Source organism: Gammaproteobacteria bacterium (assembly GCA_009845905.1).
Taxonomy (GTDB): Bacteria; Pseudomonadota; Gammaproteobacteria; order Steroidobacterales; family Foliamicaceae; genus Foliamicus.
In genome coordinates, this window is sequence record VXYS01000006.1 from 105,564 (window position 1) to 126,918 (window position 21,355).

The 21,355-nt window shown below is 65.9% G+C and carries 19 protein-coding genes; 9 read left to right on the forward strand and 10 right to left on the reverse strand.

From position 1 onward, the window contains the following. Positions 1-75: 75 nt before the first annotated feature. Positions 76-2,484: a TonB-dependent receptor gene (locus tag F4036_06025; GenBank protein ID MYK37300.1), complete on the forward strand. Its 2,409-nt coding sequence runs from the start codon at positions 76-78 to the stop codon at positions 2,482-2,484. A 31-nt stretch (positions 2,485-2,515) separates the two neighbouring features. Next, entirely contained in the window at positions 2,516-3,349 is an 834-nt protein-coding gene (locus F4036_06030; GenBank protein MYK37301.1) for a hypothetical protein, read from the forward strand. On the opposite strand, the gene F4036_06035 is transcribed toward F4036_06030, so the two are convergent. The 3 genes from F4036_06035 to F4036_06045 are packed head-to-tail and all read right to left on the reverse strand — an operon-like array spanning position 3,346 to position 6,680. Further along, positions 3,346-4,875, reverse strand: coding sequence for a sulfatase (locus tag F4036_06035; GenBank protein MYK37302.1), 1,530 nt, complete (start codon positions 4,873-4,875; stop codon positions 3,346-3,348). The two genes, F4036_06030 and F4036_06035, sit on opposite strands and share 4 nt — an antisense overlap. 41 nt (positions 4,876-4,916) lie before the next feature. After that, on the reverse strand, positions 4,917-5,426 hold the full coding sequence (locus F4036_06040) for an aromatic-ring-hydroxylating dioxygenase subunit beta (protein MYK37303.1): 510 nt from the start codon (positions 5,424-5,426) through the stop codon (positions 4,917-4,919). Positions 5,427-5,429: 3 nt separating this feature from the next. Then, positions 5,430-6,680, reverse strand: a complete 1,251-nt coding sequence (locus F4036_06045; GenBank protein MYK37304.1) for an aromatic ring-hydroxylating dioxygenase subunit alpha — start codon at positions 6,678-6,680, stop codon at positions 5,430-5,432. A 24-nt stretch (positions 6,681-6,704) separates the two neighbouring features. Between F4036_06045 and F4036_06050 the strand changes: the two genes are divergently transcribed. Beyond that, positions 6,705-7,940 carry an MFS transporter gene (locus F4036_06050; GenBank protein ID MYK37305.1) on the forward strand — a complete coding sequence of 412 codons (1,236 nt, stop codon included), beginning with the start codon at positions 6,705-6,707 and terminating at the stop codon, positions 7,938-7,940. Further along, positions 7,937-9,271, forward strand: coding sequence for a UbiD family decarboxylase (locus F4036_06055; protein MYK37306.1), 1,335 nt, complete (start codon positions 7,937-7,939; stop codon positions 9,269-9,271). Before F4036_06050 ends, F4036_06055 begins: the two co-directional genes overlap by 4 nt. Here the strand turns inward: F4036_06055 and F4036_06060 are convergent. The 3 genes from F4036_06060 to F4036_06070 form a co-directional block, all read right to left on the reverse strand. Then, complete coding sequence (locus F4036_06060; protein MYK37307.1) at positions 9,244-10,872, reverse strand: hypothetical protein; 1,629 nt, start codon at positions 10,870-10,872, stop codon at positions 9,244-9,246. The two genes, F4036_06055 and F4036_06060, sit on opposite strands and share 28 nt — an antisense overlap. Then, on the reverse strand, positions 10,862-11,173 hold the full coding sequence (locus F4036_06065) for an EthD family reductase (protein MYK37308.1): 312 nt from the start codon (positions 11,171-11,173) through the stop codon (positions 10,862-10,864). The genes F4036_06060 and F4036_06065 overlap by 11 nt, the downstream gene beginning before the upstream one ends. A 65-nt stretch (positions 11,174-11,238) precedes the next feature. Continuing rightward, positions 11,239-12,084 (reverse strand): prephenate dehydratase, encoded by an 846-nt coding sequence (locus tag F4036_06070; GenBank protein MYK37309.1) that lies wholly within the window; start codon positions 12,082-12,084, stop codon positions 11,239-11,241. A gap of 65 nt (positions 12,085-12,149) precedes the next feature. Here F4036_06070 and F4036_06075 point away from each other — a divergent pair, with 65 nt between their 5' ends. Beyond that, on the forward strand, positions 12,150-12,443 hold the full coding sequence (locus F4036_06075) for a DUF1244 domain-containing protein (protein ID MYK37310.1): 294 nt from the start codon (positions 12,150-12,152) through the stop codon (positions 12,441-12,443). Between the two features lie 6 nt (positions 12,444-12,449). On the opposite strand, the gene F4036_06080 is transcribed toward F4036_06075, so the two are convergent. Further along, positions 12,450-13,706: a 6-phosphofructokinase gene (locus tag F4036_06080; protein MYK37311.1), complete on the reverse strand. Its 1,257-nt coding sequence runs from the start codon at positions 13,704-13,706 to the stop codon at positions 12,450-12,452. Positions 13,707-13,788: 82 nt separating this feature from the next. On the opposite strand from F4036_06080, the gene F4036_06085 reads away from it, so the two are divergent. From F4036_06085 to mpl, 3 genes are read left to right on the forward strand one after another with little or no spacing between them, the layout of a single operon-like run. Further along, entirely contained in the window at positions 13,789-14,544 is a 756-nt protein-coding gene (locus F4036_06085) for an adenylate kinase (GenBank protein ID MYK37312.1), read from the forward strand. 14 nt (positions 14,545-14,558) lie between these two features. Beyond that, entirely contained in the window at positions 14,559-15,089 is a 531-nt protein-coding gene (locus F4036_06090) for a hypothetical protein (GenBank protein MYK37313.1), read from the forward strand. After that, positions 15,089-16,459: a UDP-N-acetylmuramate:L-alanyl-gamma-D-glutamyl-meso-diaminopimelate ligase gene (gene mpl / locus F4036_06095; protein MYK37314.1), complete on the forward strand. Its 1,371-nt coding sequence runs from the start codon at positions 15,089-15,091 to the stop codon at positions 16,457-16,459. The genes F4036_06090 and mpl overlap by 1 nt, the downstream gene beginning before the upstream one ends. Position 16,460: 1 nt before the next feature. On the opposite strand, the gene F4036_06100 is transcribed toward mpl, so the two are convergent. From F4036_06100 to F4036_06110, 3 genes are read right to left on the reverse strand one after another with little or no spacing between them, the layout of a single operon-like run. Continuing rightward, positions 16,461-17,354 carry a transglutaminase family protein gene (locus F4036_06100; GenBank protein MYK37315.1) on the reverse strand — a complete coding sequence of 298 codons (894 nt, stop codon included), beginning with the start codon at positions 17,352-17,354 and terminating at the stop codon, positions 16,461-16,463. After that, positions 17,351-18,334 (reverse strand): alpha-E domain-containing protein, encoded by a 984-nt coding sequence (locus F4036_06105; protein ID MYK37316.1) that lies wholly within the window; start codon positions 18,332-18,334, stop codon positions 17,351-17,353. Before F4036_06105 ends, F4036_06100 begins: the two co-directional genes overlap by 4 nt. Before the next feature lie 6 nt (positions 18,335-18,340). Next, positions 18,341-19,819: a circularly permuted type 2 ATP-grasp protein gene (locus F4036_06110; GenBank protein ID MYK37317.1), complete on the reverse strand. Its 1,479-nt coding sequence runs from the start codon at positions 19,817-19,819 to the stop codon at positions 18,341-18,343. On the opposite strand from F4036_06110, the gene F4036_06115 reads away from it, so the two are divergent. Beyond that, on the forward strand, positions 19,818-21,338 hold the full coding sequence (locus tag F4036_06115; protein ID MYK37318.1) for an alpha/beta fold hydrolase: 1,521 nt from the start codon (positions 19,818-19,820) through the stop codon (positions 21,336-21,338). The two genes, F4036_06110 and F4036_06115, sit on opposite strands and share 2 nt — an antisense overlap. Positions 21,339-21,355 lie beyond the last annotated feature (17 nt).

Here is a 21,355-nt window from a genome sequence, read left to right on the forward strand (position 1 = left end):
CAAAGGGCTTTGGTGTTATGATCGCGGTTTCGATATTCTCGAATTTCCGGCATCAATTCCCTGGAGGAATAGCGGATGAAGAAAGGCAGTATTCCCTTTGGTTTTCTGGCGCTTGCGCTGATCGCTCCGATGGCCGTCGCGCAGGACGGCATGGTCCTCGAAGAGATCATCGTGACGGCCCAGCGCCGTGAGCAGAGCCTGCAGGAAGTTCCCGTGGCGGTCACCGCATTCACGGGCGAGGCGCTTGAGATCGCCAACATCACGGAGGCGGCCCAGTACCTCAACCTGACGCCCAACGTGAGCTACACGGAAGACGGGCAAGTGGGCTCCCGCGGCATCAGCATCGCAATGCGCGGCGTCAGCAACATCAACACCGACGAGAGTTCCTTCATTCAGTCGATCGGCGTTTATCTGGACGAATTCAGCGTGGCGTCGGTGGGGCAGGGCACCGTAAACCCGCAATTGCAGGACCTGGAGCGCATCGAAGTGCTGCGCGGTCCGCAGGGCACCTACTTCGGCCGCAACGCCGTGGGCGGCGCGCTCAACCTGACCACCCGCAAGCCGCAGCCCGAGTTCGACGGCAGCGCTTCCGTGGGTTTCCGGACATTTGAAAACGCCGCCGAACAGTACGACTTCAGCGGCATGATCAACCTGCCGGTATCGGACAATTTCATGTTGCGCGGCGTGCTCTACTATGAGGATTCAGGCGGCCTGGTCGAGAACATCGTGCCCGGCGGCGGAGATTCCGGCCACGATTACACGATGGTCCGGCTGTCCGCGCGCTGGCTGCTCGACGACGCCACCACCGTGGACCTCATGCTGATGAACAGCGACGAGCAGCAGGGCCACGACGAGAACGTGCCCTCCGGCGTGCTGGACACCGACTCGGTGGCCACTTTCCAGTTTCGCGGGCCCGGGAGCGAGTTCGTCGCGCCCATTGACCCCGGCACCGGTTTCTGGCCCGACAACCGCAGCAAGACCGCGCGCTCGGCAATCGGCGAGAAGAACGACAACACGACCAGCATAGCGGTCCTGAAGGTGGCGCGCGAATTGTCCGACACGATGACGCTGAACTGGATCAGCGGCTGGATCGACACCGATCTGGACCGGGTCTTCGATAACGACCTGGTCGCCGAGAATGTCGTGTTCCGGGAGCAGACCCGCGAAGGCACGTCGTTCAGCACCGAACTGCGCCTCGACATTACGTCGGATGTCTATGACTGGACGGTGGGCGCGCTGTACGCCCGCGACGAGAAGGACACCGAAAACGCGGTTCAGCTGGGCACCACCACCGTCGTTCAAGGGATACAGATCGGCGGCCTGCCTCCTACCTTCCTCAATGACATCTTCGGGCGTCCTTTCTGCCTGGGCTGCAGCACGCGCGGGTTCGAATTGACCAGCATCGCCGTGTTTACGGACCTGACCTGGCATGTGAATGAGCGCTTCGATCTGACGCTCGGCGGGCGCTATACCTCCGACGACGTGACCAACACGTTTTTGCCGATCGGACCGGCCGGCGGCCCCCGCTGGCCGAACGACCTGGTGCCGACAGAAGCAATCAGCAATGAAGACACTTTCAGCGACCTGTCGCCGCGTCTTGCGCTGTCCTACGACCTCTCCGACGAGGCCACGGTTTACGCGACCGTGTCGCGGGGTTACAAGGCCGGCGGTTTCTCGCTCGATCGCAACGGCGCCGACAATTCGGCGGTGAACGAAGTCTTTGATCCGGAAATTCTTACCAATTACGAGGTGGGCGTGAAATCCGAATTGTTCGGTGGTCGCGCGCGCTTCAATGCCGCGGCTTTCCTGCTGGACTGGCAGGATCTGCAACTGGAGACTTTCTTCTTCCTGGTTCCGGGTGACGCCACCTCGAATGTGCAGTTGACGATCAACGTGGAGGAGGCGCGCGCCACGGGACTCGAGGCGGAGCTCGCGGCGCTGCTGACCGACAACCTGACGCTGACCGGCGGCATCGGCGTGATCGACACGGAAATCCAGAGCGACGACGTGGCGCGGCTGAGCGGCAACCTGTTCGTGAACCTCAAGGGCCAGCCGCTGCCCCGGGCGCCGGAACTGACCTTCAGCATGGCGGCCGACTACCGGTTCACGCTGGATCAGTGGGACGGATGGGCGCGGCTGGAATACATCTACAAGGACTCGCAGTACTCCACCATCGAGGACGTGACCTATCTGCAGACCAGCGGCGTGACGGTTTATGGCGATCCGCTCACGCAGATGAATCCGATTGCGCAGGTGCCCAGCCGCACAGACGGATTTCCGTTCCGTACTCCGGAGGCGGACATCGTCAACCTGCGCGTCGGCGTGAATCTGGACGAGTGCTGGGAGGTCGTGGGCTACGTCGAGAACCTGACGGACGAGGCGTACTACACGGGCACCGGCGAGAACTTCGGCTTGAGCGGGTTCCGCCTGCGTCCGCATCCGCGTATCTGGGGCGCCAAGGTCAGCTACAAGTTTGGCCGCTAGTCGGCCGGCGAAGGACGCTTTCATTCCCGGCGTGATTGCGTCGGGAATGGTGTGCCTCGCGCTGGCGTTTCTCGCGTCGTCTCCAGCGGCTGCCCAGACCCGGGACGTCAATTTCGCCGTTGTGGGCAAGCACGCGGGGTATGAGCAGACCGGCGCCGGCAAGCCCAGGCGCCAGTACTACTCGTTTTTCTCGGAAATCTTCCTCGCCGACGGGACGCCGCTGGGCGAAGCTGTGCTGGTCCGGCCCGATGGCCGCGAGGTTCAGTTCACGGATCAGCGCGCCGTGGTCGGTCCTTCAAGAGACCAGATCCTGCTCATTCGGGGCGATCGGACCTACGACAGCGAGGCGGAAATCGACCGGGAATGGCCCAATGGCGAGTACGTCTTCCGTTACTCGCCGCCGGGCGCGGCCGATCCGGTGTCCATACCCGTCCGGCTCGGCGAGGGCCGATACCCCCAGGGCCCGCAGGTGTGGCTGGTGCAGAACGGCGAGCAGGTCCCCTCCGACAGCGTCGATTCCACGCTTGACCTTGTCGTCCGCTACATGCCTTTCGATTCCGGTCGTTCGGACCCGCGCGAAATCGTCGACGACATGATCTTCGTGATACTGCGCGACGAAGAGAACTACAAGGTGGACCACAGCGGCCGTCCCTTCCAGGGCCAGCGCTTCATGCTTTATTCGGACACCGAACGCGTCATTCCCGCGGGTGCGCTGGCGCCCGCAAGCCGATATGCCCTGAGCGTGGAGCACGCGATTCTCGAGGAAACGGCCCGCGGCTCAGGCGTGCCGGTGATGTCAACCCGGGCGGTCACGACGGCGCTGGAGATTCACACGCTGCCGCCGCTTCCGCAGACGATGGACTAGTCCTTGTAGTCTTCGATATCGGCCGGGTTCGGCTGCCGATAGATCGATTCGGGAAATTCGGCCTGTTCGGCGCCGGCGGGCGTGCGAAAGCGCAAACCGTGACCTTCCTTGATCGTGTAGGGAACCTGCGGCTGTCCCCCGGTTTCGAGGTTCAGTGAATACAGGCGTTGCCGCAGTTGCCGTACGACAAGCGTGTGGTCGGGGTCACCGATCAGATTGCGCATTTCTCCCGGGTCGCTTCGCAGGTCGTACAACTCGTCCGTATCCCAGATGCCGTGGTACTGAATGAGCTTGAAGTCGTCGGTGCGAAGCGCGAAAGTCGTGGGCGTCTGGGGGAATACCCAGTTCCAGAAATACTCGTAATACAGCTCGGAACGCCAGTCCTGCACGCTCTCGCCACGGGCCAGCGGAGCGAAATCGACGCCGTGCACGGGACTCGAAGGCGTAACGCCGGCCAGCGCAAGGAGGCTCGGCGCGATGTCGATGTTGGCCACCATCTCGTCCACCACCGTGCCCGCGGGGAAGCGCCCGGGCGCGTAGGCGAGCAGCGGCACGCGGATGGATTCCTCATAGGCGTTGCGTTTGTCGATCAGTCCGTGTTCGCCGAACAGGAAGCCGTTGTCGCCCATGAACACCACGATCGTGTCCTGCGCGATGCCCCGGTCGTCGATCCATGCGAACAGCCTTCCCAGGCTGTCGTCAACCGCGGCCAGCGCACGGTTGTAGTTGCGCTTGTATTCGCGAATGTCGAGGTCGCCGTGATAGGCGAAATCCACGCCGTGCCAGCTGTTGCGCTGGTTGCGGACCCACATGGGCTTGCCCGCGTAGTTTTCCGGCGTGTCCGCCGAACTGTCGGGAAGCCTGATTTCAACGTCCGCGTAGAGCTCCCTGTGCCGATCCGCGGGCGCGAAATCCGCATGCACGGCCTTGTGCGACAAATACAGGAAGAACGGTTTTCCGCGATCGCGCCCTTTCAGCCACTCCATCGCGTAGTCGGTCAATTCGTCGGTAATGTAGCCCTGCTGCGGAACGCGGTCTCCGTTGACGTTGATCGTGCTGCCGTCAACGGGGAAATAGTTGCCCTGTCCGGCGAAACTGACCCAGTGATCGAATCCCGGCTGTTTTTCGTCGCCGTGCAGGCCCATATGCCACTTTCCCACATACGCGGTCTGGTAACCGGCCGCCTGCAGGTCCTGAGGAAAGAAGCGTATGCCGGGACTCAGGCTGCGCTCCAGATTGTCGACCACGCCGTGCGCGTGGGCATAGAGGCCGGTGAGGATGGAAGCGCGGCTCGGCGAGCATAGCGAGGTCGTCACGAAGGCGTTTCTGAAATGCACGCCCTCCGCCGCGAGCCGGTCCATGTTCGGCGTGTTGATTTCGTCATTCCGGAAACCCAGGGCGTCATATCTCTGGTCGTCCGTGAGCACGAAGATGATGTTCGGCCGAGTCGGCGCAACCGCGGGGTCCTGCACGCACGCGGAGAGCGGAATCAGCAGCGGCATCAATGTCAGACACAATTTCCTCATGGTTGCATTCCTTCCTGCCGTAACGGGCCGTGTCACCCGGGCTAGAAAAAGACCTCCAGCGGCTCGTGCGGCGCGTCGCAGTCGACAAGGTCCACACGTTTTTCGCGAATCCGAAAACTCTTTCCGCCGGGCGCCAGCCGGTAGGTGAACAGGCCCGCGAAGTTGCGGACTCTCTCGCCCCGGCGCTCGATCATCTGAAACCGCCGCCCCACGATCCAGTCGCCGCTTTCCGTTTCGATTTCACGAAGCGCCGCCGGTCCCACGGTCCGGCTCGTGCGAATCCCGCCGGCGAGGGAATGCGCGGCCTCGTGCGTGATGCGATCGATGCGCATTCGCATCAGCCCGCGGCTCTCGCGAAAAAGGGACGAGTGCGATTGCGCGTCGTCCTGGGCGGGCGACAGCGGCACCCAGTAGAGGCAATCTTCGCTGAACAGCCCCAGCCATTCGTCGTACCGCCCCAGGTTCAGGTATTCGCATTCCAGGTACAGGACGCGTTCTGCCGCCCTGAGCCGCGACGAAGGTACTTCGACGTTTTCCGGCAGGACGATCACCTGCTATTCCCCCATGTAGGCCCGCCAGGCGCGGTACTGGGACCGAACGTATTCTTCGCTCAGCGCAGTGTCCGGGCCGGGACCGGGCTTTTCGTCCCGGCGATGCTGGCTGACCTGTCCCGGCAGACCCTCAAGTCCCCGCTGGACCCGGCGATAGGCCTCGGCATCGTCCGGCTTGACCAGCGAAGAGGGCGAGTGAATCGTGTTGGCGTAGCGGATGTTGCGCAGGAAGTGTGACTCCGGCGCGCCTTCCGCCTTCAACGTCCAGCTCTCGACCAGCGTGCGGTCCGGCGCCAGCGGGGTGAGCCGGCGCATCTGCATGTACTGCGGATGGGCCGAGGCGCCAGGGTAGAAGCAGGCGTTGTGCAGGTTGCGGGTCAGCGCCCGGTCCGCGCGCCCGGCGCCCCAGGCATTGTCCAGCGCCTCGCGGTAACCGGCGTCCCTTCCGTCCGCTTCCTTGCGAAAGCCGCTCATGTCGCTATGGCCGTGCGGGTGACAGCGCACCGCAAGCTCGCCGAACGTGGCCAGCGGCTGGCCGTTGGCGGCGACCCAGCGAACTTCTTCCCGGGGCTCTTCCTTTGCGGCGGCGGCGCGGGCGGCGGAGATCGAGGACTCGTGCACGTGCGGCGGGTGCAGGCCGTCGTGCAGGTTCTCCAGGTACACCTTCCAGTTGCAGCGCAGCACGATGGCCAGCCGGCCGCCGGCCACGCCGAGCCTGCCGGTGGGTGAGCGGTCTGCCATCAGGTCCAGGGCCTCGCTCGCCGGGCCCAGAAACTCCGCCAGCGGCAGCGGCTTTTCGGGTTCCTCCAGGCGCACGAAAGCGAAATCGCGGTACGTTTCCACCGGATACGATTCGAGCGACCAGGCCGGGTCACCGCAGCGCGGCGCGTCATCGCCCCTGTAACCGCCGGGCAGCGGAAGCTGCTTCAGCGCCCCGTCGGTCGCGTAGGTCCAACCGTGATACGGGCAGCGCAATCGCCGGGCCCGGCCGCAATCGCGCCCAACAACGGTAGCGCCGCGATGGGCGCAGCGGTTAAGCAAAGCGCGCGGTGTGCCGTCCTCGTGGCGGATCAGGATCAGTGGCCGGCCGGCCACCGTTGCGCGCCGGTAGTCGCCCGGCTGCGGAATCTCGCTTAAGTGCCCGACGTAGTTCCAGCAGCGGGCGAACACCCGTTCGATTTCCGCGGCGAATACCTCGCGGCTCGTATAGACCCGCCCGTCGACGGCCCCATCCCGAACCATTTCCCCGAACATGGCCGCATATAGTATGCGCGGGCCATGGGGAAAGGCGTGCAAAGTCGAGCAGGGCGATGGTGGATCGTGGCCGTGGCGGCCTTCGGCTTGTCCACCAGCCCCGGCCAGTTCGCCTACGGCGCCTTCAGCCTCTTCATCGAGCCGCTGGAGCAGGAATTCGGCTGGGCGCGCGCCGACATGAGCCTGGCGCTGACCCTGTTCACCCTCTGTCTTGCCGTGACCCTGCCGTTCATCGGGCGGCTGGTGGACCGCTACGGGTCCAGGCGAGTGCTGGCGCCTTCGATGCTGGTGCTCGGCGTCGGCCTGTGCGTGCTGGGCTGGCGGCTGGACGCGCTCTGGATACTGCTGACCGTCTATGTGCTGATCGGCGTGCTCGGGGCCGGCGCCAACAGCCCGCCCTATATGCGCACGGTCTCGTCCTGGTTCGATCGCCGCCGCGGGCTGGCGATCGGTACGGCCATGGCCGGGGCCGGGCTCGGTTACGCCTACGTGCCGCCCATGGTGCGCTACATCAACGACGCGTACGGCTGGCGGTTCAGCTTCCTGGCGCTTGGGGCGATCATCATCTTCGTGGCCACGCCGCTGGTGGCCCTGTTCCTGAAGGACCCGCCGCGCCCGCGGACCGCCGCAACGCCGGGCCCGGAAGGAGCCGTGGTCGAAACCACCGGGGACGCCTGGCGCGAGGCGATGGGCCGCGGCGTGTTCTGGATGCTGATATGCGTGTTCGCGCTGCTGTCGTTCAGCCTCTACGGCATGCTGGCGCACTTCAAGCCCATGCTCAGCGGCATGGGCATTCCGGGCGAGGAAGCCGGATGGATCGCCGGCATGGTGGGCATCGCCGTGATGGTCTCGCGGGTCGTGATCGGCTATCTGATCGACCGGATCTTCGCGCCCCGCGTCGCACTGGTGGTGTTTCTGCTTTCCGCGGCGGGAATGGCCGTCCTGTCCACAGGCAACGCGCCGGGATTCGCGATACCCGCGGCCTTGCTGCTGGGCCTGAGTATGGGCGCGGAAATCGATCTGCTCGCCTATCTCGCGGGGCGCTATTTCGGCCTCAAGTCCTTCGCCGTGATATACGGCCTGCTGTTCAGCGCGTTTCTGGCCGGCACCGCGCTCGGTCCCTGGGCCTACGGAGCGGCCTACGACGCCGACGGTTCCTACGCGGCCATGCTGCTCGTCGGCGCCGGCTGCTGCGCCGTCGCCGCGCTGATCACCGGCTTTTTGCCGCGCTGGCCCGAAGCCGCGAGGGCGCCTCGATGAGGAAGTGGGTGAACAGGCTGGCCGAGGCCGGCGAACTGCTGACCGTGGACAGGGCGGTCGATCCGCGATTCGAGCTGGCGGCGGTGACCAAGCGCGCCCAGCAGGCAGGCAATCGCCCGATCCTGTTCCGAAACGTCAAGGGGACGCCGCTTGAAGTCGTGACCAACCTGTTTGCCGATGAACAGCGCCTGCGAAGCCTGGTGCCCGTGAGCGACGGACCTTTCGCCGCCGCCTACGCGAGCATGCTGGACGCGGCGGAGTCCCGGGTCGAACCCCCGACGCGGGAGGCCCCGCCGTCCGGCGACCTTCAACAGGGACAGCTTTCCGATCTGCCGCTGATCACCTACCACGAGCGCGACGCGGGTCCGTATTTCACCGCGGCGATCGTGCTGGCCCGCGATCCCGATACCGGCGTGTCCAACCTGTCGTTTCACCGGGCGATGTACGCCGGTCCGCGGGAACTGCGCCTGCGGCTGGGCGACAGTCACGATCTGACCGACTACCAGCGCCGCGCCGAGGAGGCCGGACGGGCGCTGCCCGTTGCGCTGCTGATCGGCGTGCCGCCGGCCGTGTTCATGGCCGCCGGCACTCACCTTCCGGCCGGAGTCGACGAGTACGCGCTGGCCGCCGAACTGGCGGGCAGGCGGGTGGACGTGTATTCCGGCGCGGACAGCCGCCTCCCGGTCCCCGTTGCCACCGAAGTCGTCGTCGAGGGCCGGATCCTGCCAGGGGAAAGGCGCCGGGAAGGGCCGTTCGGCGAGGTGCTCGGATACTACGTTCCCGAGGCCCCCAATCACGTCATGGAAGTCGAGCGCGTGACCTGGCGGCGCGATGCGAAGTTCCACAGCCTGCTGTGCGGTTCGCGCGAGGACCTCGCCCCGCTGGAAGCGATCAATGCAGCGCGCGTGTACCGCGACCTGAGCCGGCGCCTGCCCGGAATCGTAAACGTCTCCTGCGCACCGGCGTTCATGAACACGACGGTGCAGATCCGCCCGCAATACAGGGAGCACGCGCGGGATGTAATGGAAGTCGTTTTCGACAGCCACGCCGACTACAACCAGTTGTGCTGCGTGGTGGAGGAGGATGTGGACCTGAGCGACATGAACGCGGTGATGCACGCCTTCATCACGCGCGGACGCGTCGATGCGCGGACCCTGGTCATCAGCGACCGCGCCGGGTTCTACCGGGACACCGAGGACGATTTCGTGGGCAGGGTAGGGCTGGACGCCACCCGTCCTTTCGGCCGCGAAGGCGAATTTGTCGTGAAGGAAGTGCCGGGGCTGGACGCCGTGCGGCTGGAGGATTACCTGACGCGCGGCAGCAGGATGTAGGGCCAGGGACTGGGCATTTCGCTGACCGGCATTTCGATCAGGCCCGGCGCGTCGGCCACGAGCGCCTCCCGCAGCGCCTTGCGCAGTTCTTCGGGTGTGTGCGCCCGCCATGCTTCCAGCCCGAACGATTCGGCCATGGCCTTGAAATCGGGATTGGTCAGGCCGGAGGCGAAAACGCGCCCGGAATAGCGTTGCGCCTGGTCGCGGCGCACGTTGCCGTAGCCGTCGTTGCTGAACACGATCACCACGACGTTGAGTCCGTGGCGCTTCGCGGTGGCCATTTCCGCGCCGGCGTAGAGAAATCCGCCGTCTCCCGCGAACGCGACCACCTTGCGGTCGCGATGGGCCGCCTGCACGCCCAATGCGGTGGGATAGCCGTAGCCCAGGTTGCCCTGGAAGTTGCTGCTGATGTAGTGCCGCGCCCGGTAGGAAGGAAACGCGAACCAGGACGTATAGGCCATCTGGGTGACCTCGTCCACCAGAAAGCCGTCTTCGGGCAACTCCTCGCGAACCACTTCGAGCACGGCAAGCTGAGGCGCATTGTTGCGGGCGAATTCCTTCCGGAATCGTCGCTTCAGGCCCAGGAGCTCCTTCTTGCGCGACTCCCGCTTGCGGTTGACGCTCTCAAGCGCATCCGCCAGGTCCGTCAGCCCGGCGCCGGCGTCGGCGCAGAGCGCTACGGTCGGCGCGCGCCCGCGACTGAAAGCGCTGTCGTCCGCCTCCAGCCGCACCACCGGCAAGCCGTCGTCCAGACCCCATTCCAGTTCGGGTTCCGTGAACCGCGTGCCGACCGCCAGCACCGCGTCCGCATCGGCCCACAGCGCGTGGGCTGCCGGAAGGTTGATCCCCAGATAGTGGCGCTCGTCGATGACGCCCTTGGCATTGAAGTTGGCGGCCGCCGGCGCCTGCAGTATTTCCGCCACGCGCTTGAGTTCCGCTCCGGCATCCAGCGCGCCCGCTCCGGCGATGATGATCGGATTTCGCGCGGAACCCAAAACTCGGGCCGCCTCCTTCACCGCGTCCGGGTCCGGCGCGCTCGTTTCGTACGAGGAGGCCGGTTCGAGCAGCGCGGCTTCGCAGCCACCCTCCATCACGTCCGGAGCCATTTCCAGCGCCACCGGAAGCGCCCGTCCCGTATGCAATTGCCGAAACGCCTCGGCCACCATTTCCGGCGCAGCCGCGCCGCTCGGAATACGCTCGGCCCACTTCGTCAGCCGCTGCAGGATCCCGAGTTGATCGTGGATCTCGTGCAGCATGCCCCAGCCCCGGTCGATGTGTTGCGACGGGACCTGGCCCGCCAGACACAGCACGCGGGAGTTGGTGGCATAGGCCGTGACCAGAGCGGATCCCGCGTTGAGGACGCCGGGTCCGGGCACCACGCTGAACACCCCGGGGCGCCCGGTGGAGGCGGCATAGCCCAGCGCCATATAGGCCGCGCCCTGTTCGTGGCGGGAGTTGATGACCTGGGTGGGACGCTCGTACTGCGCCAGCGCGTCGAACAGTCCGTAGGTCTGACCGCCCGGGAGCCCGAAGACGGTATCGACGCCGTGCGCCAGCACCGAGCGCACCAGCGCTTCGCCTCCCGTCATTTCAGTCTTCATGGGCGATGAGGACTTCGAAGCGGGATCCGGTGGCGCGGCAGAACTCCACGGCGTCCTGGCCGGCGGCGGCGTTTTCTTCCCAGGCCATCGCGGCGTCGAAGTCTTCCCTGGGGCCGAACTGCAATCCCACGATCAGGTACAGAGAGGGGTCGGTGCCGATGGAGTTGCCCGTTATCCGGTTGATGACCAGCTTCTTGAGGCCGGGAATCCTGCGCACCATCGGCGCGTGCACTTCGCCGAAATGCTTCTCGAAAGCGTCAACGTCGCGCGGGCGTGTGTAAGTAACAAGTAGCTTGTGCATTGCCCGATTACCTCTCTCCTCATCGTCCGTCTTGTCGTCTACAGGGCCAGGGCTGGCCGACTATGTTAAGGCTTGATCCGTTGCTGCCGGAACTCGTGCTGGGCGAAGCTGCCGAGCACGCGGACGATGTCGGTGTAGTACTCGATTTCCTCGAGCGCCGAGAGCACCGGGGCGTCGAACTCGTGGCCCTCGACCTCGACATAGAAGCGCGCCCGGTCGAAGTTCTCCGAGCCGATATAGCTCTCGAGCTTGGTGAGGTTGACGTTGTTCGTGGCGAAGGCCCCCAGCGCCTTGTACAGGGCCGCCGGCACGCTGCGAAGCTGGAACCACAGCGCAGTGATGTAGTCCGTGTCCCGATCCGCGGGTCCGGTGTTCTTTTCCCTGGCCAGCACGATGAAGCGCGTCGTGTTGTGCTGCTCGTCCTGAATGTCCCGGCCCAGGCTGCTGAGTTCATACAGCTCGCCCGCCAGCGCGGAAGCGATCGCGCCGATGGACGGATCGCCCCGCTGGGCCACTCGTTCCGCGGCTGCGGCAGTGTCGCTGGCCGCCCGCGGCTCAATCCCCCGTTTACGCAGGTAGCGCCGGCACTGCGCGAGCGCCTGGGGATGGCTGTAGACCGCCTTCAGGCCCTCGAATGTGGCGCCCGGAACGGCCAGCAGCTCGTGGCGTATCGGCTGGAAATACTCGGCCACGATGTGCAGGGCCTGGTGGGGCAGAAGCTGATGAATGTCCGCCACGCGGCCGCCCAGGTTGTTCTCGATCGGAATCATGGCGAGGTCGCCGCCGCCGGCCTCGACGATCTCGAAAACGTCCTCGAAACTCGGGCAGGGTACGGCTTCCAGCTCCGGATGGACGGCGCGGCAGGCGAGGTGCGACCAGGCGCCGGCGATTCCCTGGTAGGCGATGCTCAAAGGGGGTCCTCCGGAAACAACGGCGGGAGTATACTCCTCCGCCCGCGCGTCACCCGAGAAATCCCATGAACGACGAAAACACCAACCTCGAGCTGGAAGCGGCGGTGCTGCGGCGCCTGCTCAGGCACCTGGACGAGAACAGGGACGTCCAGAACATCGACCTGATGATCGCAGGCGGTTTCTGCCGCAACTGTCTCGGCCGCTGGTACGCCGAAGCGGCCAACGAACACGGGATCGATCTGACCGAGACCGAAGCGCGCGAGCGGATCTACGGCATGTCCTACGCCGATTGGAAGAAGAAGTACCAGAAGCCGGCCACCGAAGAGCAGCTGCGCCGCTTCGCGGCCCGCCACGGCTAGGCGTTCCTATTCGAACGGATCGAGGCGTTTTTCCGCCGACGGCAGTTCGATTTCCGCGTAGACGGGCAGTCCGCCGCGGAAGGGGGGCAGGGCCTCGCCTTCGATCAGCGGCTGAAGATAGGTCCGGGCCGCCTCGGTGATGCCGTAGCCGTCTTTCGTGATGAACCCGCGCGGCAGTTCCTTCTCGCGATTGGCCACCTGGTCGAGGGGGGCGGAGGACGTTTCCCAGGCGTAGGGATCATCGCCGATGCGCTTGATTGTCACCATTTCCGCGTTGCCGCCGGCAAGCGCCAGTTCGACGCCTGACCGCCCGGCCGCGTAAGCGTGCTCCAGGTCGGTGGCGGACGCCAGGTGCCGCGCCGAACGCTGCAGATAGTCGCTGATGGCGTAGTGGTGCTTGTAGCCCAGGTTCTCGCGGATCATGTTCGCCAGCACCGGCGCCAGCCCGCCGAGCTGCTTGTGGCCGAAGGCGTCGGTGCCTCCCGCTTCGGAAAGGAAGCGGCCGTCGCCGTAGCGGGCCCCCTCGCTGGCCACGATCACGCAGTATTCGTGCTGCTCGACGGACTCCCGGACCCGTGCCAGGAAGCTGTCCGTTTCGAAGGCAACTTCCGGGAACAGGATGATGTGCGGAGCGTCGCCCGCGCCCGATCCCGCCAGCCCTCCGGCGGCGGCGATCCAGCCGGCATGCCGCCCCATGACTTCCAGGATGAAAACCTTGGTCGAGGTCCGCGCCATGCCGGCGACGTCCAGCGCGGCCTCCCGGGTGGACACGGCCACGTACTTCGCCGCCGAGCCGAAGCCGGGGCAGCAGTCGGTGACCGGAAGGTCATTGTCGACGGTCTTGGGCAGGCCGATGCATGTGAGCGGGTAATCCAGCCGCCGGCCGAGTTCGGAAAGCTTCAGCGCCGTGTCCATGGAGTCGTTGCCGCCGTTGAAGAACACCTGGCCGATCCCGTGCGCGCGAAACACGTTGATCAGCCGGTGGTATTCGCGCTCGTCGTCCTCGAACCTGGTCAGCTTGTAGCGGGCCGTTCCGAATGCGCTACCGGGACGCTGGCCCAGGGCGGCCACATCTTCCGCCGAAGCGGCGTCGGTGTCCAGCAACTGTTCGTGCAGCGCGCCGAGGATGCCGTTTCGCGCGGCGTACAGCTTGCCGACCGCCGGCCTCACCCGGCGCACCGCCTCGATAACGCCTTGGGCGGTAGCGTTGATCACAGCCGTGGGACCGCCCGACTGGGCGTAGAGTGCATTGGGCGCGGGCATGCGGACAGTCGCTTTTCTGCGTGGACCAGCGTGTACGATAGCACCCCCTTTACCGGGACAGCACACAAGGCCGGAGGACTCGATGCGGATAGTTTTTCTGGGCGCTCCGGGCGCAGGGAAGGGCACCCAGGCGCGCCGGCTTGAGGAGCGGAAAGGCTGGCCCCAGGTGTCCACCGGCGACCTGCTGCGCGCCGCCGTGGCGGCCGGCACTCCGCTTGGACTCGAGGCAAAGGCGGCGATGGATGCCGGGGAGCTGGTTTCCGACCAGCTGGTCATGCAGCTTCTCGGCGACCGGCTCGGGCGGGACGACTGTGACGGAGGCTTCATCCTCGACGGGTTCCCCCGCAACCTTTCGCAGGCCCGGCTGCTCGGAGAGTTGCTTGAGGGGTCGGGGCAGCAACTGGATGTCGTGCTGATGCTGGAGGTCGATCACGGCGTACTGATGAAGAGGCTGACCGGCCGCCGGACCTGTTCGGCCACCGGCAAACTGCTGAACATACATTTCTCGCCGCCGGAGGAACTGGCCGCCAGCCGAGCCGCGGGCGGCGAACTGATCCAGCGCGACGACGACAGGGAAGAGACGATCGCCAACCGGCTCTCCGTCTACGAGCGCCAGACCCGCCCGCTGCTGGAGCACTACTCGGGCCTGCTGCGCCGCGTTGACGGACTGGGCTCGCCCGATGAAGTTTTTACGCGCGTGTGGGTGGCACTCGAATCTCCCGGGAGCGAGGGCGCGTCCCTCGCAGCCGTCTCGCCTTCCCGGAGGGCGGGACGTCCTCCCGCCCAGGCTTCCCGCATGCGTCAGCACCGCCCCAACGGCGGCCGAAACCCGTCCTAGGAAACCGGGCCCGAATGGCTGCGATACTCCAGGGCGTACTGATGGTGTCGCTGGGTCTGCGCGGGCCCGACTCGCTGCCGGGTTCGCGCGAGATGCTGGTCCTGTGCCTGGTTCCCTGGGCGGCCGTAACCGCTATCGGTTACCTGATGCTGCTGCCGGCGCCGGCGCTCTTCGTTCTGCCCGTCGCGGCGTTCGAGTTGCTGCTCCTGCTCGGCTACTCGCGATTCGTGCTGTGGATGGCGGGCAAGCCCGAGCGCTGGCCGCAAACGCTCGTGTCGCTGCTCGGTGTGCAGGCGATCATAAACGCGCTGAACCTGCCGCTGGTTTACGTCGTCACGTCGCAGGAGCAGCCGGGGCTCTTGATTCAGGCTGCGGAATACGGTTTCCTGGCGTGGTGGCTGCTGGCCATGGGCAACATCTTCGCCCGGGCCATGGATCGCGGCATCTGGGCGGGGCTGCTCCTGTCCGTGGCCCACTTTTTCCTCTACATGATCCTCTACGTCGCGCTGACCCAGCTTTTCGGCATCCCGCTCGAAGCTTCCTGATGCATATTCATATTCTCGGCATTTGCGGGACCTTCATGGGCGGGCTTGCCGCCCTGGCCCGCGAACTCGGCCACGAAGTCACAGGCGCCGATCGCGCCGCCTGGCCGCCGATGAGCACGCGCCTGCGGGAACTGGGGATCGAACCTGTAATCGGCTTCGATCCCGCGCAACTGGACGCCGGACCCGACCTCGTGCTGGTGGGCAACGTCATGTCGCGCGGCATGCCGATCGTCGAGGCGCTGCTGGACAGCGGTCTGAAGTTCATGTCCGGCCCCGAGTGGCTTGGCCAAAAGGTGCTGCAGGACCGCGAGGTGATCGCGATTACCGGTACGCACGGCAAGACCACCACCGCGAGCATGGTCGCGTGGATGCTGCACGAGGCGGGCCTGGATCCCGGCTTTCTGATCGGCGGCGCGCCGGGCAATTTCGAGCGCACCGCCCGGTTGGGGGGCGGGCGGCATTTCGTCATCGAGGGCGATGAGTACGACACCTCCTTCTTCGACAAGAACGCCAAGTTCCTCCACTACCGCGCCGGCACGGTCGTCATCAACAATGTCGAGCACGATCACGTCGACATCTACCCCGGCCTGGAAGCGGTAATGTGGCAGTTTCACCTGCTGCTGCGGCGCACCCCGGGCGCCGGACGGCTGATCGTCAACGGCGCGGACGCCAACATCTCCGATTTGCTGGCAAAGGGTTGCTGGAGTCCGGTGGAGCGCTTTTCGGTCGATCCCGGATCCGGGGCGGAATGGCGCGCGGAACGTATCGAGGGCTTTCGTGCGAAGTTTTCGGGGCAGTCGGGCGAAGCGTGTTGCGATCTGGCTTTGCCGGGCGCGCATAACCTGTCCAACGCACTGGCCGCGGTGGCGGCCGCGCATGGCGCGGGCGTGTCAATCGAGCGGGCCTGCGGTGCGCTCGAATCTTTCGTTGCGCCGGCGCGACGCCTGCAATTGCTCGGCCGCTATCCGGCCGGTGCTTCCGGCGTTGCCTTGTACGATGACTTCGCCCACCACCCCACTGAGATTCGGGCGACCCTCAAGGCCCTGTCCGGCGACTACAACCGCGTACTGGCGGTTCTGGAACCGGCCTCCAACAGCATGCGCGCCGGCGCGCACCTGGCGGGCCTGCCGGCCGCGCTGGAAGGCGCCGCTCACGCCTGGCTGGCGCCTTGCGCAAGCCTGGAATGGGATCCGGAGACCGCGTTTGCCGGCCACGATCATGTCACGGTGTGCGCGGACGCCGCCCAGGCTGCGCGCGCCGCGGCTGCGGCTGTGGAGGCAGGCGATGCGGTCGTGTTCATGAGCAACAGCGGCGCTTCAGGCGCCGCCGGCCTGCTGGCGGCCGAGCTGACACAGCGCCGTCCCGGCTAAGTTATTGAGGCGCCTGGGGGCGGCGGGCGTGCGCCCCGGGCCCCGATTCGCTCACCGTGACGTGTACGCCCAGGCGGGACTCGCCCCCGCCGAAAACGGTCCCCCGGGTAGGCGCCGCATCGTTGTAGTCGCGCCCCACGGCGGTGCGGATGTGCCCCGCGCCGGCCCCGGCTCCGTTGGTGGGGTCAAGTCCCACCCATCCGAGTTCCGGCAGACGAAATTCCGCCCAGGCATGACTGGCGGCCGGCAACGGCTGTTCGCCCGAAGCCGCGCCGGGATTGAGATAGCCCGACACGTAACGGCTGGGAATGCCCCAGGTTCTGCCAATGGCGATCATCACGTGGGCGTAGTCCTGGCAAACGCCCCTGCCGGTTGCAAGAATGCGTTCGATGGGCGAATCCACCGCGGTGCTGCCGGGCTCGTAGCGCAGCACGTCGTGGAGCCGGGACGACAGGGTCAGCAGGGAACTCAGGGGGTCCTCGCCGCGCCCGATGCCGTTTTGTTCAACGAACGCGTCAAGCGCCGGCCCCGGCCGGGCCAACCCGCCGGGCGTCAGGAACTCCCAGTAGCGCAGCGACACGCCGGGGTCCGAAAGCGCATTCCATGCGGCCGCATCAATGCGTTCCGGCAGCGGCGGCGCGGCGGCCGTTTCCACTTCGCTGCTGGCGCGCACGGTGGCGCGGCGATGCCGGCGATGAATGCTGAGCAGATGGCACCGGTTGCCGAAGGCGTCCTCGCATGCCACCCAGTCTGCGGCGGGCCGGACATCCAGGCGGAACGACAGGACCTGTTGCCCGAAGTCCTCGCTCGGATGCAGCCGAAGAAGCATCAGGTTTCCATGCACCGCCGCCCCGTAGCTGAATTCGGAGACATGCTCCACGTTGTGGCGTGTCATGTCCGGCCGCCCCGGTCCTGGATTTCGACGGAGAAAAATGCGGTCGCGATATCGTCGTGCAGTTGCCGGCAGGATTGACGCAGGCGCGCCAGGGCCGCGAGCGCAGCCTCGTCGTCATTCGGGTCGCGCCTGGGCCAGTCAGCGTCTATCCATCCGGCCATGCGCCTTACGCGCCTTGCAACCTCGGCCTGTCGCGCCGGGGTTCCGGACACTTCCTTGAGCGATTCCGCGATCATGAACAGCGAGTGGCGGAGGGAATGCGCGAGGCGCGCGTCGGCCACAAGGAAATCGAGAATGCGATCCGGCCGGTGTTCCAGCGGGTACAGGTGGCGGTAGGCGAAGTGGGCCTCGCACACCGCCAGCAGCGAGCGCCATTCCCATTCGCCGTCCCGCCTGCTTGACGGGAAAACGGCGATATGCGCTTCCACAAGGGCGCCCAGCAGCTGGGCCCGCTCCACGAAGCGTCCCAGCACCAGGAAATGCCAGCCACCGTCGCGGTACATCGCGCTTTCCGCAATTCCCCAGAAGGCGCGGATGCTGTCCTCCGCGCGGGCGAAGAAGTCGCCCGGTTGCGCGGCCCAGATGGCCTGGATCTCCACGTCGCGGAGGTCCAGATGGGTAATGTTGAGGCACGACCACATGTCGCTGCCGATCACGTTGCGGATCTGGCGCGCGTTCTCGCGGGCGGCGGCCACGCAGTTGCGGATGGAGTCCGGGTTGTGGCGCGCGAATGTCAGGTCGTCGGCGAGCGTGTAGGCGTCCGCCGCCATGAAGTCCTCCTCGTCGCCGGCCGATTCCATGTGGCCGCCCACCGGCGAGCGTCCGGCGGCTAGGTACAGCCGGCGCCAACTGTCCGCAATCTGCTCGACCGGCCGGTCCTCCATGGTTGCGAGTTGGTCGCGAAGCAGCCGGCACCCATGCCGCGCCCGCTCCAGGTAGCGCGCCATCCAGTACAGGCCGCTGGCGTTGCGCGCGAGCATGCGGCGCTATTCCGAGAGCACCCAGAGGTCCTTGCCGCCGCCGCCCTGGCTCGAATTCACGACCAGCGACCCCGGGGTGAGCGCCACCCGGCAGAAGGCCCCGGGGGCCAGCCTCGTTTTCCGGCCCCGAAGAACGAAGGGCCGCAGATCGACATGCCTCGGCGCCGCGCCCCCCTCGGACAGGCACGGCGAGACCGACAGGTCGAGCGTGGGCTGGGCGATGAAGTTCGACGGATTCCTGCGGAGTTCCCTGGCGTAGTCGTTTCGTTCATCCGGCGTGGCGTGAGGACCCACCAGCATTCCGTAGCCGCCCGATTCGCCCACCATCTTCACCACCAGCTTGTCCAGATTGTCCAGCGTGTAGGCGAGCGATTCCGGATTGCGGCACAGGTGAGTCTCGACGTTGGCCAGCAGCGGTTCCTCGCCCAGGTAGTAGCGAATCATGTCGGGAACATAGGCATACACGCTCTTGTCGTCGGCCACGCCCGTGCCCGGCGCGTTGGCCAGCGTGACGTTGCCGAGGCGGTAGGCGTAGAACAGCCCCGGAGCGCCGATCTGCGAGTCGGCGCGAAACGCCAACGGGTCGATGAAATCGTCGTCGATGCGGCGATAGATCACATCGACCCGCTTCAGCCCGGCTGTGGTGCGCATATGCACGAATCCCTTGTGAACGACGAGGTCGCTGCCCTGCACCAGCTCCACGCCCATTTCCTGGGCCAGGAACATGTGCTCGTAGAAGGCCGCGTTATGGACTCCGGGCGTAAGCAGAACAATACAGGGATCGGACACGCCGTGCGGCGCAAGCTCCTCAAGCGTCTTTCGCAGCAGCTGCCCGTAGTGCCCGATGCCGCGAACGTGGTGGCGGCGGAAAACGCCGCGCAGGCTGGCCTTGAGCGCGCGCCGGTTGGCCAGCATGTAGGACACGCCGGAAGGCACTCTCAGGTTGTCTTCCAGCACTTTGAAACCTTCTTTGGTCCGCACCAGGTCGGTGCCGCACAACGCCACGTACACGCCGTGCGGGGCCTCGACGCCGCGCATTTCGATGCGGTATTGCGGGCAGCCGAGCACCAGGTCCACGGGCGCCACGCCGTCGGACAGGATCCTGCCCGGGCCGTACACGTCGGCCAGGAACAGATTCAGGGCCTTGAGCCGCTGCTTCAGCCCGCGCTCGATGAAGTCCCACTCCGCGGCTGCGATCAGCCGGGGCAGAAAATCGATCGGAATGATCCGCTCCTGGGCCCCCTCTTCGCCGTACACGGCGAAGGTGATCCCCTGATGCAGGAAAGATCGCTCGGCCAGTTCCTGCATCGCGGCGATGTCCTCGGCCGGCATCCGGTTGAGCGTTTCGTAGAGCTTCCGGCAATGCGCGCGCGGCGCGCCGTCGCCGTCGAACATCTCGTCGTAGAACTCGGGGCGAACCTCGTAGTTTGCAAACAGCCGCGACGTCTGTTCGCCGCCGCCGTCAAGTTGCCGCCCTCCCGGCATGCCGGCATTGTATCCGCCCCGGCAGCGTCATGTAGTATCCGGCCCGATGAGGCAATACAACAAGGCATTGCCACGGCCGACGATCCTGTTCGTCATGGCCGTCTGCATCGCGCCAGTGCGCACGGGTGCCGAACTTGACGAGTCGGGCTGCGTACTTGAGACGCCGGGCGTTTCAAAACGCTATGCGCAGTGTGCGGTCCTTGAAGTCCCGCTTGATCCCGGAGCGCCCGAAGGTGAGCAGTTCGAGCTGTTCGTTGCCCGTATTCCGGCACAGTCGGCAAGTCCCCGGCCCGACCCCCTGGTCCTGATCGCGGGCGGTCCCGGGCAAAGCACCGTGGACTTCTATATGCAGACGAGGGGCGCATTCGGGCCCGTGCGGCGCGAGCGCGACATCATTCTCGTCGATCAGCGCGGCACCGGGCGTTCGGCGACGGGCTTTCGGTGCGAATTGCCCGAAGATATCGATTTTCAGCTTGCCGACCAGGGTGAACTCAAGACCCTGGTAGCCGAATGCCTCGCAGGCCTCGAGCGCGATCCGCGTTTCTTTACCACGTCCGCCGCCGTCCGGGATCTCGATGCCGTCAGGCGCGAACTCGGTGTCGACCGGTGGAACATTTACGGCGTTTCCTACGGCAGTCGTGTCGCCCAGCACTACCTGCGGCGTTATCCGGAACACGTTCGCACGCTGGTGCTCGACGGCGTTGTCCCGCCGACTCTGGCGCTGGGCCCCGACCTGGCGTTCGACGCGCAGACGGCGCTCGACGGAATCTTCGAGCGTTGCGATCGGGACGTCGGGTGCGCAAATCGGTATGGAGATCTGGCGTCGACATTTGACGGCCTGATGTCGCGGATAAAGGATTCTCCCGTAACCGTTGCAACAAGGGACACGGCGACGGGGGAAATGAAAGTGACGCTCGTGACCGAGGAATACCTGATGGGCGTGACCCGGATGTTCAGCTACTCGGACGCGTTGGCGGCGCTCCTGCCCCTGATCATTGACGAGGCCGCAAACGGCCGCTTCGAAATGCTGCTGGCGCAGGCCGAACTGATCCAGGACAACCTCGAGCGGGCGTTGAGCTTCCCCATGCATAACTCGGTGATCTGCAGCGAGGATCACCCGTTTGATGAGGTGGAGACCTCCGGCGGCGCCGGGGATGCCTATCTGGGGACGTCGATCGTCGACGCCCTGAACACTATTTGCGCGAAATGGCCGCAAGGCATCGTCGATCCCGACTTCAGGGAGCCCCTGGTGAGCGCCCATCCCGTGCTGTTGCTGTCGGGCTCCAACGACCCGGTGACCCCTGCCAGGTATGCCGAGGACGTGATCGCCGGAGGCCTGAGCCGTGCCCTCCACCTCGTGGCGGACGACCAGGGGCACGGCATGGCGCCCATCGGCTGTATGCGGGACCTTATGCGGGAGTTCATCGACACGGAAGAGACCAAATATCTCGATGTCCGCTGCCTCAATCGGGTGATACCGGCGCCCTTCTTCCTCAACGCCGCCGGCCCCGGCCCCTGAACCGGCGTCTCGCGGGT

What these genes read in the sequence shown, in the direction of transcription:
- F4036_06075 (MYK37310.1), top strand. Translation starts at nt 12,150, where the DNA reads ATGAACGACGAAAACACCAACCTCGAGCTGGAAGCGGCGGTGCTGCGG.
- F4036_06110 (MYK37317.1), bottom strand. Translation starts at nt 19,819, where the DNA reads ATGCCGGGAGGGCGGCAACTTGACGGCGGCGGCGAACAGACGTCGCGG.
- F4036_06025 (MYK37300.1), top strand. Translation starts at nt 76, where the DNA reads ATGAAGAAAGGCAGTATTCCCTTTGGTTTTCTGGCGCTTGCGCTGATC.
- mpl (MYK37314.1), top strand. Translation starts at nt 15,089, where the DNA reads ATGCATATTCATATTCTCGGCATTTGCGGGACCTTCATGGGCGGGCTT.
- F4036_06060 (MYK37307.1), bottom strand. Translation starts at nt 10,872, where the DNA reads ATGAAGACTGAAATGACGGGAGGCGAAGCGCTGGTGCGCTCGGTGCTG.
- F4036_06055 (MYK37306.1), top strand. Translation starts at nt 7,937, where the DNA reads ATGAGGAAGTGGGTGAACAGGCTGGCCGAGGCCGGCGAACTGCTGACC.
- F4036_06090 (MYK37313.1), top strand. Translation starts at nt 14,559, where the DNA reads ATGGCTGCGATACTCCAGGGCGTACTGATGGTGTCGCTGGGTCTGCGC.
- F4036_06115 (MYK37318.1), top strand. Translation starts at nt 19,818, where the DNA reads ATGCCGGCATTGTATCCGCCCCGGCAGCGTCATGTAGTATCCGGCCCG.
- F4036_06080 (MYK37311.1), bottom strand. Translation starts at nt 13,706, where the DNA reads ATGCCCGCGCCCAATGCACTCTACGCCCAGTCGGGCGGTCCCACGGCT.
- F4036_06085 (MYK37312.1), top strand. Translation starts at nt 13,789, where the DNA reads ATGCGGATAGTTTTTCTGGGCGCTCCGGGCGCAGGGAAGGGCACCCAG.
- F4036_06065 (MYK37308.1), bottom strand. Translation starts at nt 11,173, where the DNA reads ATGCACAAGCTACTTGTTACTTACACACGCCCGCGCGACGTTGACGCT.
- F4036_06035 (MYK37302.1), bottom strand. Translation starts at nt 4,875, where the DNA reads ATGAGGAAATTGTGTCTGACATTGATGCCGCTGCTGATTCCGCTCTCC.
- F4036_06100 (MYK37315.1), bottom strand. Translation starts at nt 17,354, where the DNA reads ATGACACGCCACAACGTGGAGCATGTCTCCGAATTCAGCTACGGGGCG.
- F4036_06105 (MYK37316.1), bottom strand. Translation starts at nt 18,334, where the DNA reads ATGCTCGCGCGCAACGCCAGCGGCCTGTACTGGATGGCGCGCTACCTG.
- F4036_06050 (MYK37305.1), top strand. Translation starts at nt 6,705, where the DNA reads ATGGGGAAAGGCGTGCAAAGTCGAGCAGGGCGATGGTGGATCGTGGCC.
- F4036_06045 (MYK37304.1), bottom strand. Translation starts at nt 6,680, where the DNA reads ATGTTCGGGGAAATGGTTCGGGATGGGGCCGTCGACGGGCGGGTCTAT.